The organism is Streptomyces sp. DG2A-72 (assembly GCF_030499575.1).
Lineage (GTDB): Bacteria > Actinomycetota > Actinomycetes > Streptomycetales > Streptomycetaceae > Streptomyces.
The window spans coordinates 458,037-471,423 of record NZ_JASTLC010000001.1 but is presented as its reverse complement, the minus strand read 5'-3'; the positions used below and the strand labels follow the sequence as shown (position 1 = coordinate 471,423).

Here is a 13,387-nt window from a genome sequence, read left to right as displayed (position 1 = left end):
GCCGGACCGTCCGGGGGCGGATTCTTCCTGCGCAGCGCTTGATCAGTGATCTAGGGGGCGAAATCGCTGGCCACAGCCCATTCTGCTCATTTGACAGTGCGCTGAGCGCACAGATAGGAAGCAGCTCTCTGAGGTCGAAGAGGTGCACCGTGTATGAGCCGAACGTGGTCGGGGACTGGCAGGAGTACGACGAGCAGGCCGGTCTGCGCGTCCGCGTCCACCAGCTCCGGGCGGCCGAGCCGCCGCGCGGACGTGACGACGCCGCCGAAGGGCTGACGTACTTCACTGTCCGGGTGACCGTCGAGAACCGCGGCGAGCGGCACTTCGGGATCCACCTCGAGGACGGGCAGATCGACGTGCGGGTCGGCCCCGACGGCGAGAGCGCGTTCATCGACTGGCGCAACTCGCAGTTCATCGAGGGCTTCGACGTCTACCCGCTGCGCCGCGCCACCGCCGTGCTGTTCGCGGCGGGTCCCGAAGCCGCCCTGAGCCAGGTGGACGTCCAGGTCCAGCTGCGGGTCGACGAGGAGTGGACCGACCGCAGGCTGTGGGCGGGCGGCGTCGGCCTCGACGAGGGGCAGGCCGGTGCGCACACGGCTTCCGGCCGGGAGAGTCTGGCGCACCAGATCAGCAACTTCCTGCGGGAGCAGGCGGAAGAAGGAACCGCCTGAGCGTCAGTGCGGGATGCCGTCGATGATCTCGCGGGCACCCTGACGCAGCAGCGCCACGGCGACCGAGGTGCCGAGGGTGGCGGGGTCGAGCCGCCCGGCCCATTCGTGGGCGTTGAGGCGGGTCTTGCCGTCGGGCGTGAACACACAGGCACGCAGGGACAGTTCGCCACTTCGGTCGACCTGTGCGTATCCGGCGATCGGGCTGTTGCAGTGTCCTTGCAGAACGTGCAGGAACATACGCTCCGCGGTGGCCTCCCGATGCGTGTCCGGATGACCGAGGGCGCTGACCGCGTCGATGAGCTCGGTGTCGCCCTCCCGGCACTGCAGGGCGAGAACGCCCGCGCCGATCGGCGGCATCATGACCTCGGGGGAGAGCACCTCGCTGATCACATCGCGTCGGTCGATGCGTTCCAGCCCGGAGACCGCCAGCAGCAGCGCGTCCGCGTCACCGGCCGCCAGTTTCGCCAGGCGCCGGTTGGCGTTGCCGCGGAACGGCACGCACTGCAGGTGCGGGTGGGTGGCGGCCAGTTGGGCGACCCGGCGCACCGAGGAGGTGCCGATCCGGGTGCCGGAGGGAAGCTCGTCCAGGGTGAGGCCGCCGGGATGGACGAGGGCGTCACGGATGTCGTCCCGCTTCAGGAACGCCGCGAACACCGTGCCCGCGGGGAGGGGGCGGTCGGCGGGCACGTCCTTCACGCAGTGCACCGCGAGATCGGCCTCGCCGGCCAGCAGCGCGGCATCCACTTCCTTGGTGAACGCCCCCTTGCCCTCGACCTTCGACAGATCGCCGAGCCACTTGTCGCCGGTGGTCTTCACCGGCACGACCTCGGTGCGTACACCGTGATGGACGGCGGTCAACTCGGCGCGGACACGCTCCACTTGGGCGAGCGCCATCGGCGAGTCCCGGGAGACGATACGAATCAGATCGGGCACGGGCATGCGGACACGATAGACCCTCCGCGTGATCCGCCAGGCGCGGACGGCTCGACCGCCGTCAGCCGACGACCTGGAGGCTGTACCGGAGTTTGTCCTTCGCCCGGGCGCCCAACCGGTCGTAGAAGCGGACCGCACCCTCGTTCCAGGCGGGTGTCTGCCACTGGACCTCGGTGATGCCCAGCCGCCGGGCCTCGTCGACCACCGCGTCCATCAGCAGTGGACCGAGGCCGAGGCCGCGATGGCCGGGGGCGAGGAAGAGGCAGTCCATGTGGAGGTACTCGCTCCCCTCCCAGGTGGAGATCTCGAGCGCGCAGGTGGCGTAGCCGACCAGTTCGCCGCCGGGCAGTTCGGCCACCAGGCAGCGCAGGCGCGGTGCCGGGGTGCCGAAGAGCAGCCCCGCGAGCCGTGCGGCGAGGTCGGGGGCGGGTGGCGTGGCGCGTTCGTAGGCCGCGTGCTGGGCGGCGAGTTCGGCCACGCGCTGCAGATCGGCGGGCTCGGCGGGTCTGACGCGCAAAGTCACCGCAAGTCCGCCTCGACGGTGTCCGCGCTCCAGGCGGCGAGACGGTCCGCGACCGTCCCCGTACCGTCGAGGACGCGCCGCGCGTAGACATCCCGTTCGTACGACAGCACGGCCGCCTCCCACACGCACGGGGTCAGCCCGGCCCGCCCGGGCCGCAGCAACTCGGGCTGCCCCACCGGGCCGGCGAACACGGCGAGATCGGACATGCAGCCCTCGATCCATGTGTGGACCAGCACGTAGTCCCCGTCGCCGCCCGCGTGCACGATCAGCACGGCGAGTCCGAGCGATCCACGCAACCGGCCCAGCGCCAGGTGGTCTTCGGCGATCCGCAGCGCGGTTTCGGCGTCCCGCTCGGTCACCGTACGGCCGGGCGCCTCGATGGCGTACGACTTCACCAGGTGACCGGCGATCTCTCGCGTGCCCAACGGCCGGGTGGCGCGCCCGTGATGGCCCTCGGACAGGCCGAGCAGGGACGTGGTGTCGATCGCCGAGGGGAGCTTTTCGTGAAGATCCATGCGTCCATCATCGGGTGCGGCGGCTTGATCGTCCACTGTCACGAGAGGTGCTCGCCGGGCTCCAGCAGATCGCCGTCGAGCACAAGCTCGACCGTGTGATGCCCCGTCCCGTCCGCGGCCACCACGGGTTCGCCGCCGCGTCCGTCGACCGTGCAGGACCGCACCCGGCTGCCGGACCCGGTCAAGGCGATGTCGAGCGTCATGCCCCGGTAGCGCAGTCCGCGCAGGCTCACCGGACCCCACCCCTCGGGCAGACAGGGGCGCAGCCGAAGCGCGTCCTCGGTGAAGGTCAGCCCGAACAGGCCCTCGTGCAGCAGCCGCAGATACGCCGTCGCCGACCAGGTCTGATCGGGCTGCGACACGAAGTGCTCGGCGCGTCCGCTCCCACCGGCCTGCCAGCCACCGTCGACGGCTCCGCTCACCGAGTCGTACAGCTCGTGGAAACCGGTGCCGGAGAAGAGGGCGGCGAGCAGGTCCACCGCGCGTGCGAACAGATCGGTGCGGCCCGCGCCGGCGGCGGCCTGTCCGTACAGGCCGTGCACCATCGGCCAGACCATGACGTTGTGCCGCCCGGGTCTGGTGTCGTCGAAACGCGGGAAGTGCGGCCAGACGTTGACGATGCCGTGCGGCTGCCAGTGGGTGGTGTCCAGGACCTGACGGGCCTGGTCGCGGTCCGCGACACCGAGGGCAAGGGCCAGTGCGAGCCCGGCGCCCTCCTGCGACGTGTCCGTCTGCCCGTTGCCATGCAGGAGGTAGGCGTATGTTCCGGCTTCGGGCCGCCACAGATGCCGGTCGACGGCCCGGCGCAGCTTTGCGGCGTCCGCACGCGAGGACGCCGCCCGGTCCGGCTTTCCGAGTACGTCCGCCATGGCGGCCAGGGCCGACTGGGCGCCGTAGTAGAGGCAGTTGGTCGACAGGCACATCAGACGGTCGGTGCCCGGATGGTCGAGGACGAACGAGGAGCGGACGCGGTCCGACGCGGGCGGGTCCGGGTAACCGGAGATCCCGTCGTTCATGAAGCCGGGTCCGCGGAACAGGCCGTGGGAGGCGTCGGCGTCACGCGCCCGGCGCGCGGCGAGGGTGTTGACGGACGTCTCGTACGCCTTGGCGAGGAAGGCTCGGTCGCCGGTGACGAGGTAGTGGTGCCAGGCGGCCGGGACCCACACGATCTGGTCCCACCACTGGTTGTCCTGCTGGACGATCAGCCCGTCCGGGCCGCGCTCGACGACCGACCACAGCGTGTTGCGTCCGACCTCCGGCGCCAGCAGGCTCACCGCATGCCACGCGTTGACGGCCGCGTCCCGGGTCCACCGCTGCGGTGCGGGATACCCGCCACCGGCCCGTACGACGGTGCCGGGCGGGTGGGCGAGCAGTCCGGCCCTGTCGTACACCGACGGGTCGGCGGGGACGGTGTGCGCGCCGGCGAGGTCCGACAGTGCCTGCGCGTACAGGGCGCCGAGCCGCCGCTGGGTGGCCGGGTCTTCGAAGACGAGGGAGGGCATGGTGTAGCCGTTCCCCACGGCCGCGGCCCGCGCACGCACGGGGACGGCGCCGGAACCGGCCGTTCCCAGCGCGGCCAGGAAACGCCGCCGTGAGATCCGCTGCTGCTCGTCGACCGCCATGTGCCGTCCTCCCGGACTCCCGGAGCCGGGGTGGCTCCGGAAGCCTGGAGAACGAGCGGGCCGGTGCTCGGTGCCGGGATCAGGCGTTGGGGTCGAACGCGATTCCGGACGGCTTCGCCGAGGCCAGGTGGGAGTTGAAGTTGCCGTCCTTCAGGCCGAAGTTCGCGCTGCCCCAGTTGGCCGCGACGAGCTTGTCGCGGACGCCCGAAGGGTAGCCGTTCCAGCCGACCAGCGGCGGGTACTGCCAGGTGCCCTCGTGGTTCTCCGGCGGCTCGTCGTTCGAGTTCGCCAGGCGGAAGCAGTGCGTGCTGATGCCGTCCTTGTGGTAGACGATCTTCGCGTGCGTGCCGTCGAAGCGGACCGACGAGGCGGCGCTGACGGTGAACGAGCCGTGGTTCGAGGTCGACACGTACCGCACCGCGTTGTTCTGCACCCACACGACGACGTGCTCCCAGTCGTGCCGGTGCCCGCCGATGCTGCTGCCCGCGACGGCCTGGTCCTTCTCGAAGTACAGGCCGTACATGTAGGCGCACCAGCCGTTGTTGCACTTGTAGCGCGAGTACCCGTTGGTGTTGTTCAGGTCCGAGGCGTCCCGGCAGTTGCCGTTCAGGGCACCGGTCGGGTTGAGGCCGCCGTTGAGGGTGCCGTCCGGGCCGATGGCCGGAGTGGAGTAGCAGCCGTCCGTGTCGTAGTCGAACGCGGGCTGGTACGTCTGCTCGGCCGACTCCGCGTTGGCGGGCAGCGCTGTGGGGGGAGCCGCGAATGCGGTGGTGGGGATGGCGACGACGAGAGCGACGGCACCGCCCAGGCCGGTGAGCCATCTCCGGTGGTGTACGGCGGACTTCTTCGACGACACTGCGTCCTCCTCTTGGTTCGGGCGCAGCCCAACGGCTGTGGGGGAAAGGGGAGTTCAGCATCCCGGACTCCTCCCTTCCGGCCAAGAGGTCACAGGCGTCCCAGTGGTGAAGCGCAGCCCAATAGATGGGAAGAGGTGACGCTGTGTCACACAGGTTCGTCAGGTAGGTCCGCCGCCGACTCCTCCGGTGTGAGATCCGGCCTGAGCCGGAGCCAGGACGGCTGGCGCAGCATCCCCGCCCTGGTGCGGGTGCTGTAGCGGACCTCGCCGACCAGCCGGGGCCGGACCCAGCGCGCGCCGGCCACCTGCGGGACGGGGTCGAAGGGGCAGACGTCCGATGCGGCGGCCCGCAGCAGCCCGGCGAGCTGCTCCCGCTCGGGCTCGCTCCAGCCCGTGCCCACATTGCCGACGTAACGCAGCCGGCCCGCGGCCCGCTGGCCGACCAGGACGGCGCCGGGCAGGCCCGAGGTCAGGAGCCGGCCCTTGCCGGGCACCCAGCCGCCGACGACGATGTCCGCACTGCGCGTGTTCCGGATCTTGATCCAGAACCGGGAGCGCACCCCGGGCTCGTACACCGAGTCGAGCCGCTTGCAGACCAGCCCCTCCAGGCCGTGCTCGCGCGTGGCCCGCAGGGCCTGCTCGCCATGGCCGACCAGCGCGGCGGGCGTCGACCAGAACGGTCCCTGAAGGCCCAGCGCCTCCAACTCCCCGCGCCGCCGGGCATAGGAGAGAGGGAGCAGGGAGCGCCCTCCCAGGTGCATCACGTCGAACAGCACGAGATGAACCGGGCTTCGAGCAGCGAGACGGGCCGCGCGGGCGGGCGCGTGGGCCAGGCCCATCCGGGACTGGAGCAGCTGGAAGTCGGCCCGGCCGTGTTCGTCCAGCGCCAGGATCTCCCCGTCCAGCACCGCCGGCGTGACGCCGAGCGCCCCGCCCAGCGGCCGCAGTTCGGGGTAGGCGCCGGTGATCTCCTCCCCGGACCGCGCGCGCAGCACCACGCTGCCGTCCCCGGCGAGATAGACCACCACACGCTGCCCGTCCTGCTTGGTCTCGTAGGCCCAGCGCGCGTCCTGAGCGGCGGGCGGCAGGGTGCCCGGCGTGGCGAGCATGGGCGGGATCAGCGGCAGGGTGGTCACGGCTCAGTTGTCGACGGACCCGCCCGCCGCCACTCGTCCCGCCCGCCGGTTTCCCCTGAACGGCGCTGCCTGCAGACTGCTTGCGGGCGTCAGCAGGTCGGCGAGGCCCACCCGGTGGAAGAACTCCGCCCGGATCCGGTCGGCCACCGCGGAGACCACCTCGCTGCCATCCCGGCTGGGATCGACATGAACCCGGAACGGCCGTCGTCCCGCGGGCAGTTCGACGGCCCGTACGACGGCGTCGGCGACCTCCGAAGCGTCCGCGTCCGGTGGGATCAGCCCGGCGAGCCGTAGGTTGACGTCGTCCATCAGCGGCTTGTAGCAGGCGTCGTAGGCGGCGGCCCGGTCGGTGTCGGCGGGGGAGCCGGCGTGCGCGAAGTGGTTCGTGCCGGAGGTGAAGGCGCCGGGGACCACGATCGTCGTGTCGACCCCGAACCGTATGAGCTCGGCCGCGTAGCTGACGGCGAGGGCGTCCATCGCCGCCTTGGCCGCGAAGTAGGGGGCGAGGAAGGGCGGACAGCCGCCGCGGGTGCTGGAGGAGCCGATCCACACGAGGTGCCCCTGGCCCTGGCGACGCAGGTGGGGCAGCGCCGCCCGGTTGACGCGCTGGGTGCCGAGCACGTTGGTGTCGTAGACCGCGGCGAGCTGCTCGGGGGTGAAGGCCTCGGCCGGGCCCAGCATCATGTGCCCCGCGTTGTGGACCAGGGTGTCGAGACGGCCCTGCTCCTCGATGACGCGGGCGACGGCCGCGTCCGCGCTGTCCTGACGGGCGACGTCCAGCTCCACTGCCCGCAGGTCGACGCCGTGTTCGGCGGCGTGGGCGGCGAGGTCCGCGGCGGCCTGGGCGTTGCGGGTGCCGAGGGCGCGCATGCCCGCGTAGACGGTGTGGCCGCCACGGGCGAGCGCGCGGACGGTGAGGGCGCCGAAGCCGCTGGAGGCGCCGGTGACGAGGACTACCTTGCTGTCGTTCATGACGGGTCCTTGGGCAGTGAGGGGCGAGGAAGGGCCAGGGGCAATGGGCTTGGGCGGCAAACGGCGGCGGGGGTCAGACGATGCCTCCGTTGGCGCGCAGCACCTGTCCGTTGACCCAGTGGCCGGCCGGGCTGGCCAGGAAGGACACGACGGAGGCGATGTCCTGGGGTGTGCCCAGGCGCTCCAGTGGGGGCTGCGCGGCGAGGCGGGCGATGGTCTCCTCGTCCTTGCCGTCGAGGAACAGGTCGGTGGCGGTGGGGCCGGGGGCGACGGCGTTGACGGTCACGTCACGGCCGCGCAGCTCCCTGGCGAGGATCCGGGTGAGGGCCTCGACCGCGGCCTTGCCAGAGGCGTAAGCGCCGTAGCCCGGGAAGAGCAGTCCGACGACCGAGGTCGAGAAGTTGACGAGAGCACCGCCAGGACGCAGTCGGCGCGCGGCCTGCTGGTCGACGACGAAGGCGCCGCGGACGTTGGTGCGGTACTGGGCGTCCAGCTCGTCGAGATCGAGCTCGGCGACGGGGGAGAGGGCCATCCGTCCGGCCGCGTGCACGACCGCGTCGACGCCGCCGTACGTGGCTTCCGCCAGGTCGAACATGGCGGCGACCTCGGCCTCGTCGGCGACGTCCGCGCGGGCGGCGACGGCGGTGCCCTCGGCAGCCTCGATGGTGTGCACGGCCTCCTCGGCCGCGCCTTTGTTGCCCGCGTATCCGACGACGACGGCGAATCCGTCGGCGGCGAGCTGCTGGGCGACCTGGCGTCCGATGCCGCGCGAGGCGCCGGTGACGATCGCGACGCGCTGGTCTGTCTGCTGCGGAGTGGTCATGACGGGTCCTTTCGTAGCAGTGCTACGTCGATTACGTATCGACGATAACATGGCCTCGTAGTGTTGGTAACCCCAAACTCGTATCGATGCTACGAATGGCGTACTGTGAACGCATGGATGCGAGGGAAAAGATCCTTGAAGCGGCTGCCGAACTGCTCGCCGCCGCAACGGTCGCCGATGTCTCGACGCGCGCCGTGTGCGAGGCGGCCGGAGTGGGTGCGCCGATGCTCTACCGGCTTTTCGGCGACAAGGCCGGGCTGCTGTCCGCGGTGGTCGACCGGGGATTCGAGCAGTACCTCGCGTCCAAGCGGGCGGCTCGCCCCAGCGACGATCCGGTCGCCGACCTGCGGAGCGGCTGGGACAATCACATGCGGTTCGCGCTGGACCACCCCAATCACTACCGCCTGATGTACTCACCCGAACTCACCGCACCGCCCGCCGCGGCCAAGGAGGCGCACGACCTGCTGCACGGCATCCTGGAGCGGTGCGCGGCGGCCGGACGGCTGACCGTCCCGCCCGCCCTCGCGACCCGGGTGATCATGTCGGCCAACGTCGGAGCCGCCCTGTCGATGCTCACCCGGCCCGAGCAGTACCCCGATCCACAGTTCTCGGCCCGGTTGCGCGACGCCGTGATCGGCTCGCTGACCCGCCCGGGCGACTCGGCCGTACGCCGTGAGGACGGAGCCGTGCCCGTGGCGGCTGCCACACTCGCAGCCCGCTTGCGGGCCGAACAGCCGCAGGAACTGACCCCGGCGGAGGCGGCGCTGCTTCAGCAGTGGCTGGAGAAACTCTCCGCGAAGTGACGCGTCAGCGGTCCGCGGGCGGCGGCTGCACGAGCCCCGGCTGGTAGGCCCCTCCATGCCTGCCTCGGCCAAGCGTCGGCCCGCACGGAGCTGCAAACCGTCATCGACGTGCTGTTGCGTAGGCTTCCGGCCTTGGAACTCGCCGTCGACGCGGCGGACCTGCGGCGGCTCGAGGGACTGGCAGTCGGAGGGCTGAGGGAAGTCCCCGCGAAGTGGTGATCATGGTAGGTAGGGCGGTACGTGCGGAACAGGTCAACGCGACCCGCGAGCTGATCCTGACCGCGGCCGAGCGGCTGTTCGCCGAGCGTGGCGTGTACGCGGTGTCCAACCGTCAGGTCAGCGAGGCCGCCGGGCAGGGCAACAACGCCGCCGTCGGCTACCACTTCGGCACCAAGGCCGACCTGATCCGCGCCATCGTCCGCAAGCACGACGGGCGCATCGAGGAGATCCGGTCCCGGCTGCTGGCCGGGATCGACGACTCCACCGACGTACGCGACTGGGTGGACTGCCTGGTGCGCCCCGTGCCCGAACACCTCGCGGCCCTGGGCAGCCCCACTTGGTATGCCCGCTTCTGCGCCCAGGTGATGACCGACCCCACGCTGTACGAGATCATGATCGAGGAGTCTCTCGGCTCGCCCACATTGCGGCAGGTCATCGACGGTCTGCGGAGCTGTCTGCCCGAGCTGCCGGCCGACGTGCGTGCTGAACGCGGCGACATGGCACGCCATCTGATCCTGCACGTCTCCGCCGAACGGGAGCGCGCGCTCGCCGAGAACGCTCCCACCCCGAGGGCCAGTTGGAACGACGCCGCGACCGGGCTCACGGACGCGGTCGTCGGCATCTGGCTGGCTCCCGTGACTCCGAGCCCCTGACCGTCCCCCCGGACGACAGACCGCAGCCTGCCGAGCGCTGCACGCTGAGCGCGGTGAGCTTCCTGGTCGGTCGCATGCGGCGCAAGGCGAGTGCTGCGGCCGGTGCGGCGCGTACGCAGGTCTTCTGCTGAGTCAGGCAAGCAGGTATGCATTACTTGAGTTAAGCAACAGGGGATGGAATGCTTGAGTCGGGCAAGCAGAAGGGGAGGGTGCTCGGCATGTCGCCCTTATCGCTGACGGTCGCCCCGTCACCGGAAGCGGTCGAGATCGAGCGGGCCCTCACCCGTGTCGCCTACCTGAACGCCAGTGCCCGGCGGCATGCCGTGCTGGCGGCGCCGGCCGGCGTGCAGCTCGACCGGGCGGCGGTGGCACTGCTGCGCAGGCATCGTGACGTCGTAGTGGTCACCGGCGCGGGCGGCATGGGGACGGCGGTCGCACGCCGGCTCGGCAGCGGCCGCATCGTGTTCCTCGCCGAGGCCTCACGCGGCCAACTCGGCCGCGCCGTCGATGCGTTGCGTGCCGAGGGGTACGAGGTCGAGGGCATGGTCGTGGACGTGTGTGACCGGGCGTCGGTCCATCGGCTCGCCGAAGCCGTCGCCGACGCCGGGCGGTTGACAGCGGTCGTACACACCGCGGGCCTCTCCGCGGCAACCGCCTCCGCCCGCACGATCCTCGAGGTGAACATGGTCGGCACGGCCCATGTGCTGGACGCCTTCGAGCAACTGGCCGTCCGGGGCACCGCGATGGTGTGCGTCTCCAGCATGGCCGGCCACTACGCCTCGCTCAGCGAGGAGCAGGAGTCCGTGCTGGCGACGGCGCCTGCGGAGGAACTCCTCGCACTGGACTTCCTCACCGCTGTCGGAGACGACGGGATCAAGGCGTACATCCTCTCCAAACGGGCCAACCATGTGCGGGTCGAGGCTGCCGCCCTCGCCTGGAGCCGGCGTGGTGCACGAGTCATGCGGACATGCTCAAGCTGCTGGAGGCCTGCGGCACGGGCCGGTCCGGGACACCCCAGGAGATCGCCTCCGCGGTGGCCTGCCTCACCGGCCCGGACTCGCTGTACGTCAACGGCACCGACCTGCTCGTCGACGGCGGTCAGGCCGCGTGGATCCGCAGACACCGCATGACGTGAGCAACAGGACGGGACACGAACGTTGTTGACGCCTGAGCGGGGTCTTCGCTTCGTTGGAGCGCGGAGCGCTGGAAGATCGCGGAACGCCCAGACGTTGTACGGGCATGAAGATCAGCGAAGCGTCCAGAGCCAGCGGCGTGAGTGCCAGGTCTTTGCGCTACTACGAGGACGAGGGCTTGATCGTTCCTGGTCGATGCGGCAATGGGTACCGTGACTACTGCCGGTCCACCATCGACCGGGTCCGCGTCATCCGCTCACTGCTGGAGTCCGGGCTGCCCGTGCGGTTGATCAAGGAAGTCCTGCCCCACCTCACTGCCGGAGCTGACGCTGACGTGGAGGTGGTGTGCGCGGAATTCCTGCAGGAGGTGCAGAGGTATCGCGATCGCCTCGCCGCGCGCATCGTCAGTCTCAGCGATCAGCGGGCGGCACTCGACGCCTACTTGCGAGAGGCTCGCCGGACTGATCGATGACCGCGACTTGACCTTGACGTCGGTGTGAGGCTTCTACGGTCCCGTGCATGGAGATCGATGAGCAGCGGCACACCGCTGAGCAGACGGTACGGGCACTGGTCCAGAGGTCACGCCGAGGACCAACGGATCTGACCCTCACGACAGATCACCGCCTCCCCGCCCCAGGGTCCGGCGAGTACCTGATCCGAGTGGGCGCGGCGGGGGTCAACTTCGCGGACGTGATGCAGACCCACGGCAGCTACAGAGGAGGTCCGCAGGCGCCCTACGTGGCGGGTTTCGAAGCCGCCGGCGAGATTGTGGAGGCCGGCCCGGGAATCGAGAGCCCGCTCCCACTCGGCACCCACGTCGTGGGCACTGGACCGGGCGCCTTCGCGCAGTACATGACGATGCTGGCCGCGGGTGCGCTTGCTGTCCCTTCCGGCTGGAGCGAAGCCGAAGTCCTCGGCTTGGTGCTGAACTGGGCAACCGCCTTGGCGGCGCTGAAGCCGTTGGGCGAGATCAAGTCAGGTGACGTGGTGCTCGTTCATGCCGCCGCCGGAGGCGTGGGGCAGGCCGCTGTCCGCCTCGCCCGCCACTACGGTGCGCACGTGATCGCCACGGCGTCACCAGCCAAGCACGACGCCGTCCGAGCGCTCGGCGCCGACGAGGTCCTGGACCGCGCACACCCAGGTCTGGCCGAGGCGATCACCCGTCTGACCGGCGGTGTCGACCTGGTCCTTGAATCGGTGGGACGTGCCACGTTCGAGGTCAGCCTGTCGGTCACCAAACCCTTTACCGGTCGCGTCGTCGTGTTCGGTGCCGCTTCCGGCGATGCCGGCCTCAGCACGCACGACCTGGTCTTCACCCACCAGGTCCAGGTCAAGGGCCTGCACATCGGTGCGCTGGCGGCCGCGGCCCCGTCCATCTATCGATCGTTGCTCGTCGAACTCGAGGCACTCATCGCCCAAGGCGTATACCCGCCTGGCACCCCAAGGGTTCATCCCCTGGCCGAGGGGCCGACGGTGCTGCAGCAACTCGAAGCGGGCCAGACCCTTGGCAAACACGCCCTCGATCCCTGGCGCTGAGAAACGCCGGTGGTTCACCGATATGCCCCGCTCCCACGAGGGTCGTGCGTGCGCGGGCCGGCCTCCGATTGCCTTGCTGCTGTGTAGGCATCACGAGGGCGCGGCCACCACCAACTGGCCTGCTCAGCCGCACCTGGTGTAACGGAGCAGCTCAGTCACGGCCCGGCTGGAGGGCGTGCAGCAGCAGGGGCAGGGAGCGGTGCAGTGCGCGCTCCCAATAGGGCCAGTCGTGGGTGCCGGGTCCGTAGAAGTCAGTGGTGAGCCGCACTCCGGCGGCCTTCAGTCGGCCGGCGACAGCGTGGTTCATGTCGTTGAGCAGTGCCTCGAGGTCGTCGTGGGCACCGGGCGGGTCGAACGGGCCGGCGGTGCCGTTGCCGCTCGACAGGAACACGGGGATCGAACGCAGCCGGTTCGCGAGGTAGTACGGGTCGTGCGCCTCCCAGATGGCGCGCTGGGCCACCGGGTCGCCCCACAGGGCGAGCGGGTCCTCGCCGAACTCCGTCAACAAGTCCATCAGTCCGTACGGAAAGTCGCCGTACAGGGGATGCACCACGCCGCTGTAGCTCGCCGCTGCCCGGAACATGCCGGGATGGTGCGCGGCGTAGAGCAGAGAGCCGAGGCCGCCCATGGACAGCCCGGCGATCACCCGGCGGTGGCCGGCACCATAGCCGTGCTCCAGCAACGGGCGCAGCTCGCGCAGGTGGAAGCTCTCCCACGCCGGCGAACCGCCGTTGCCGTGGTTCCACCAGTCGCGGTACCACCCGGCCGGTCCGCTCTCGGGCATGACGACCAGTGTGTTGCGCAGCTGCGGCAGCGACGCGACATCGGTTTCGCGGGTCCAGCCGTCATACGTGTCGCAGCAGCCGTGGAGCAGGAATAGCACCGGCCACCGCTGGTGCTTCCGCCGCTCACCCCAGCCGTCCGGGGTCGTCGGGGCTGCCCTGGACAGCAGCGGCCTTCCGGTGAACGGCCCTTGCACAAGGGCATTCTGC

General features: G+C 70.6%; 15 protein-coding genes and 1 pseudogene. 7 read left to right on the top strand and 9 right to left on the bottom strand.

Going from position 1 to position 13,387, the window contains the following annotated elements:
• The first annotated feature begins 149 nt into the window (after positions 1-149).
• Entirely contained in the window at positions 150-671 is a 522-nt protein-coding gene (locus QQY66_RS02515) for a hypothetical protein (RefSeq protein WP_301977354.1), read from the top strand.
• A 3-nt stretch (positions 672-674) separates the two neighbouring features.
• On the opposite strand, the gene hemC is transcribed toward QQY66_RS02515, so the two are convergent.
• The 8 genes from hemC to QQY66_RS02475 all read right to left on the bottom strand — a co-directional run bounded on the left by hemC (position 675) and on the right by QQY66_RS02475 (position 8,051).
• On the bottom strand, positions 675-1,610 hold the full coding sequence (gene hemC / locus QQY66_RS02510; protein ID WP_301977353.1) for a hydroxymethylbilane synthase: 936 nt from the start codon (positions 1,608-1,610) through the stop codon (positions 675-677).
• A gap of 55 nt (positions 1,611-1,665) precedes the next feature.
• Positions 1,666-2,127 carry a GNAT family N-acetyltransferase gene (locus tag QQY66_RS02505; protein WP_301977352.1) on the bottom strand — a complete coding sequence of 154 codons (462 nt, stop codon included), beginning with the start codon at positions 2,125-2,127 and terminating at the stop codon, positions 1,666-1,668.
• Complete coding sequence (locus QQY66_RS02500) at positions 2,124-2,642, bottom strand: hypothetical protein (RefSeq protein ID WP_301977351.1); 519 nt, start codon at positions 2,640-2,642, stop codon at positions 2,124-2,126. Before QQY66_RS02500 ends, QQY66_RS02505 begins: the two co-directional genes overlap by 4 nt.
• Before the next feature lie 38 nt (positions 2,643-2,680).
• Entirely contained in the window at positions 2,681-4,264 is a 1,584-nt protein-coding gene (locus tag QQY66_RS02495) for a glycosyl hydrolase family 65 protein (RefSeq protein ID WP_301977350.1), read from the bottom strand.
• 79 nt (positions 4,265-4,343) lie between these two features.
• The gene (locus tag QQY66_RS02490) at positions 4,344-5,120 is read right to left on the bottom strand and encodes an NPP1 family protein (RefSeq protein WP_301977349.1); all 777 of its coding nucleotides are present in this window, start codon (positions 5,118-5,120) and stop codon (positions 4,344-4,346) included.
• 146 nt (positions 5,121-5,266) lie between these two features.
• On the bottom strand, positions 5,267-6,229 hold the full coding sequence (locus QQY66_RS02485) for an ATP-dependent DNA ligase (protein WP_301987126.1): 963 nt from the start codon (positions 6,227-6,229) through the stop codon (positions 5,267-5,269).
• Between the two features lie 30 nt (positions 6,230-6,259).
• Complete coding sequence (locus QQY66_RS02480) at positions 6,260-7,228, bottom strand: SDR family oxidoreductase (RefSeq protein WP_301977348.1); 969 nt, start codon at positions 7,226-7,228, stop codon at positions 6,260-6,262.
• Positions 7,229-7,301: 73 nt separating this feature from the next.
• Complete coding sequence (locus tag QQY66_RS02475; RefSeq protein WP_301977347.1) at positions 7,302-8,051, bottom strand: SDR family oxidoreductase; 750 nt, start codon at positions 8,049-8,051, stop codon at positions 7,302-7,304.
• A gap of 113 nt (positions 8,052-8,164) precedes the next feature.
• Here QQY66_RS02475 and QQY66_RS02470 point away from each other — a divergent pair, with 113 nt between their 5' ends.
• The 6 genes and pseudogenes from QQY66_RS02470 to QQY66_RS02440 all read left to right on the top strand — a co-directional run bounded on the left by QQY66_RS02470 (position 8,165) and on the right by QQY66_RS02440 (position 12,395).
• Positions 8,165-8,854: a TetR/AcrR family transcriptional regulator gene (locus QQY66_RS02470; protein WP_301977346.1), complete on the top strand. Its 690-nt coding sequence runs from the start codon at positions 8,165-8,167 to the stop codon at positions 8,852-8,854.
• A 54-nt stretch (positions 8,855-8,908) separates the two neighbouring features.
• Positions 8,909-9,073 (top strand): annotated as a pseudogene (locus tag QQY66_RS02465) (cytochrome P450); the annotation flags it as partial.
• Between the two features lie 2 nt (positions 9,074-9,075).
• Positions 9,076-9,726, top strand: coding sequence for a TetR/AcrR family transcriptional regulator (locus tag QQY66_RS02460; RefSeq protein ID WP_301987124.1), 651 nt, complete (start codon positions 9,076-9,078; stop codon positions 9,724-9,726).
• Between the two features lie 218 nt (positions 9,727-9,944).
• Positions 9,945-10,856: an SDR family NAD(P)-dependent oxidoreductase gene (locus tag QQY66_RS02450; protein ID WP_367666958.1), complete on the top strand. Its 912-nt coding sequence runs from the start codon at positions 9,945-9,947 to the stop codon at positions 10,854-10,856.
• A 109-nt stretch (positions 10,857-10,965) separates the two neighbouring features.
• Positions 10,966-11,331, top strand: a complete 366-nt coding sequence (locus QQY66_RS02445; RefSeq protein WP_301977345.1) for a MerR family transcriptional regulator — start codon at positions 10,966-10,968, stop codon at positions 11,329-11,331.
• Between the two features lie 47 nt (positions 11,332-11,378).
• Positions 11,379-12,395, top strand: coding sequence for a zinc-binding dehydrogenase (locus QQY66_RS02440; protein WP_301977344.1), 1,017 nt, complete (start codon positions 11,379-11,381; stop codon positions 12,393-12,395).
• Positions 12,396-12,546: 151 nt separating this feature from the next.
• Here the strand turns inward: QQY66_RS02440 and QQY66_RS02435 are convergent, their stop codons facing one another.
• Complete coding sequence (locus QQY66_RS02435; protein WP_301977343.1) at positions 12,547-13,374, bottom strand: alpha/beta hydrolase family protein; 828 nt, start codon at positions 13,372-13,374, stop codon at positions 12,547-12,549.
• Positions 13,375-13,387: the final 13 nt, after the last annotated feature.

Coding starts and splice junctions, on each gene's coding strand:
- QQY66_RS02480 (WP_301977348.1), bottom strand. CDS start 7,228: ATGAACGACAGCAAGGTAGTCCTCGTCACCGGCGCCTCCAGCGGCTTC.
- hemC (WP_301977353.1), bottom strand. CDS start 1,610: ATGCCCGTGCCCGATCTGATTCGTATCGTCTCCCGGGACTCGCCGATG.
- QQY66_RS02500 (WP_301977351.1), bottom strand. CDS start 2,642: ATGGATCTTCACGAAAAGCTCCCCTCGGCGATCGACACCACGTCCCTG.
- QQY66_RS02450 (WP_367666958.1), top strand. CDS start 9,945: ATGTCGCCCTTATCGCTGACGGTCGCCCCGTCACCGGAAGCGGTCGAG.
- QQY66_RS02445 (WP_301977345.1), top strand. CDS start 10,966: ATGAAGATCAGCGAAGCGTCCAGAGCCAGCGGCGTGAGTGCCAGGTCT.
- QQY66_RS02495 (WP_301977350.1), bottom strand. CDS start 4,264: ATGGCGGTCGACGAGCAGCAGCGGATCTCACGGCGGCGTTTCCTGGCC.
- QQY66_RS02470 (WP_301977346.1), top strand. CDS start 8,165: ATGGATGCGAGGGAAAAGATCCTTGAAGCGGCTGCCGAACTGCTCGCC.
- QQY66_RS02475 (WP_301977347.1), bottom strand. CDS start 8,051: ATGACCACTCCGCAGCAGACAGACCAGCGCGTCGCGATCGTCACCGGC.
- QQY66_RS02485 (WP_301987126.1), bottom strand. CDS start 6,229: ATGCTCGCCACGCCGGGCACCCTGCCGCCCGCCGCTCAGGACGCGCGC.
- QQY66_RS02440 (WP_301977344.1), top strand. CDS start 11,379: ATGGAGATCGATGAGCAGCGGCACACCGCTGAGCAGACGGTACGGGCA.
- QQY66_RS02460 (WP_301987124.1), top strand. CDS start 9,076: ATGGTAGGTAGGGCGGTACGTGCGGAACAGGTCAACGCGACCCGCGAG.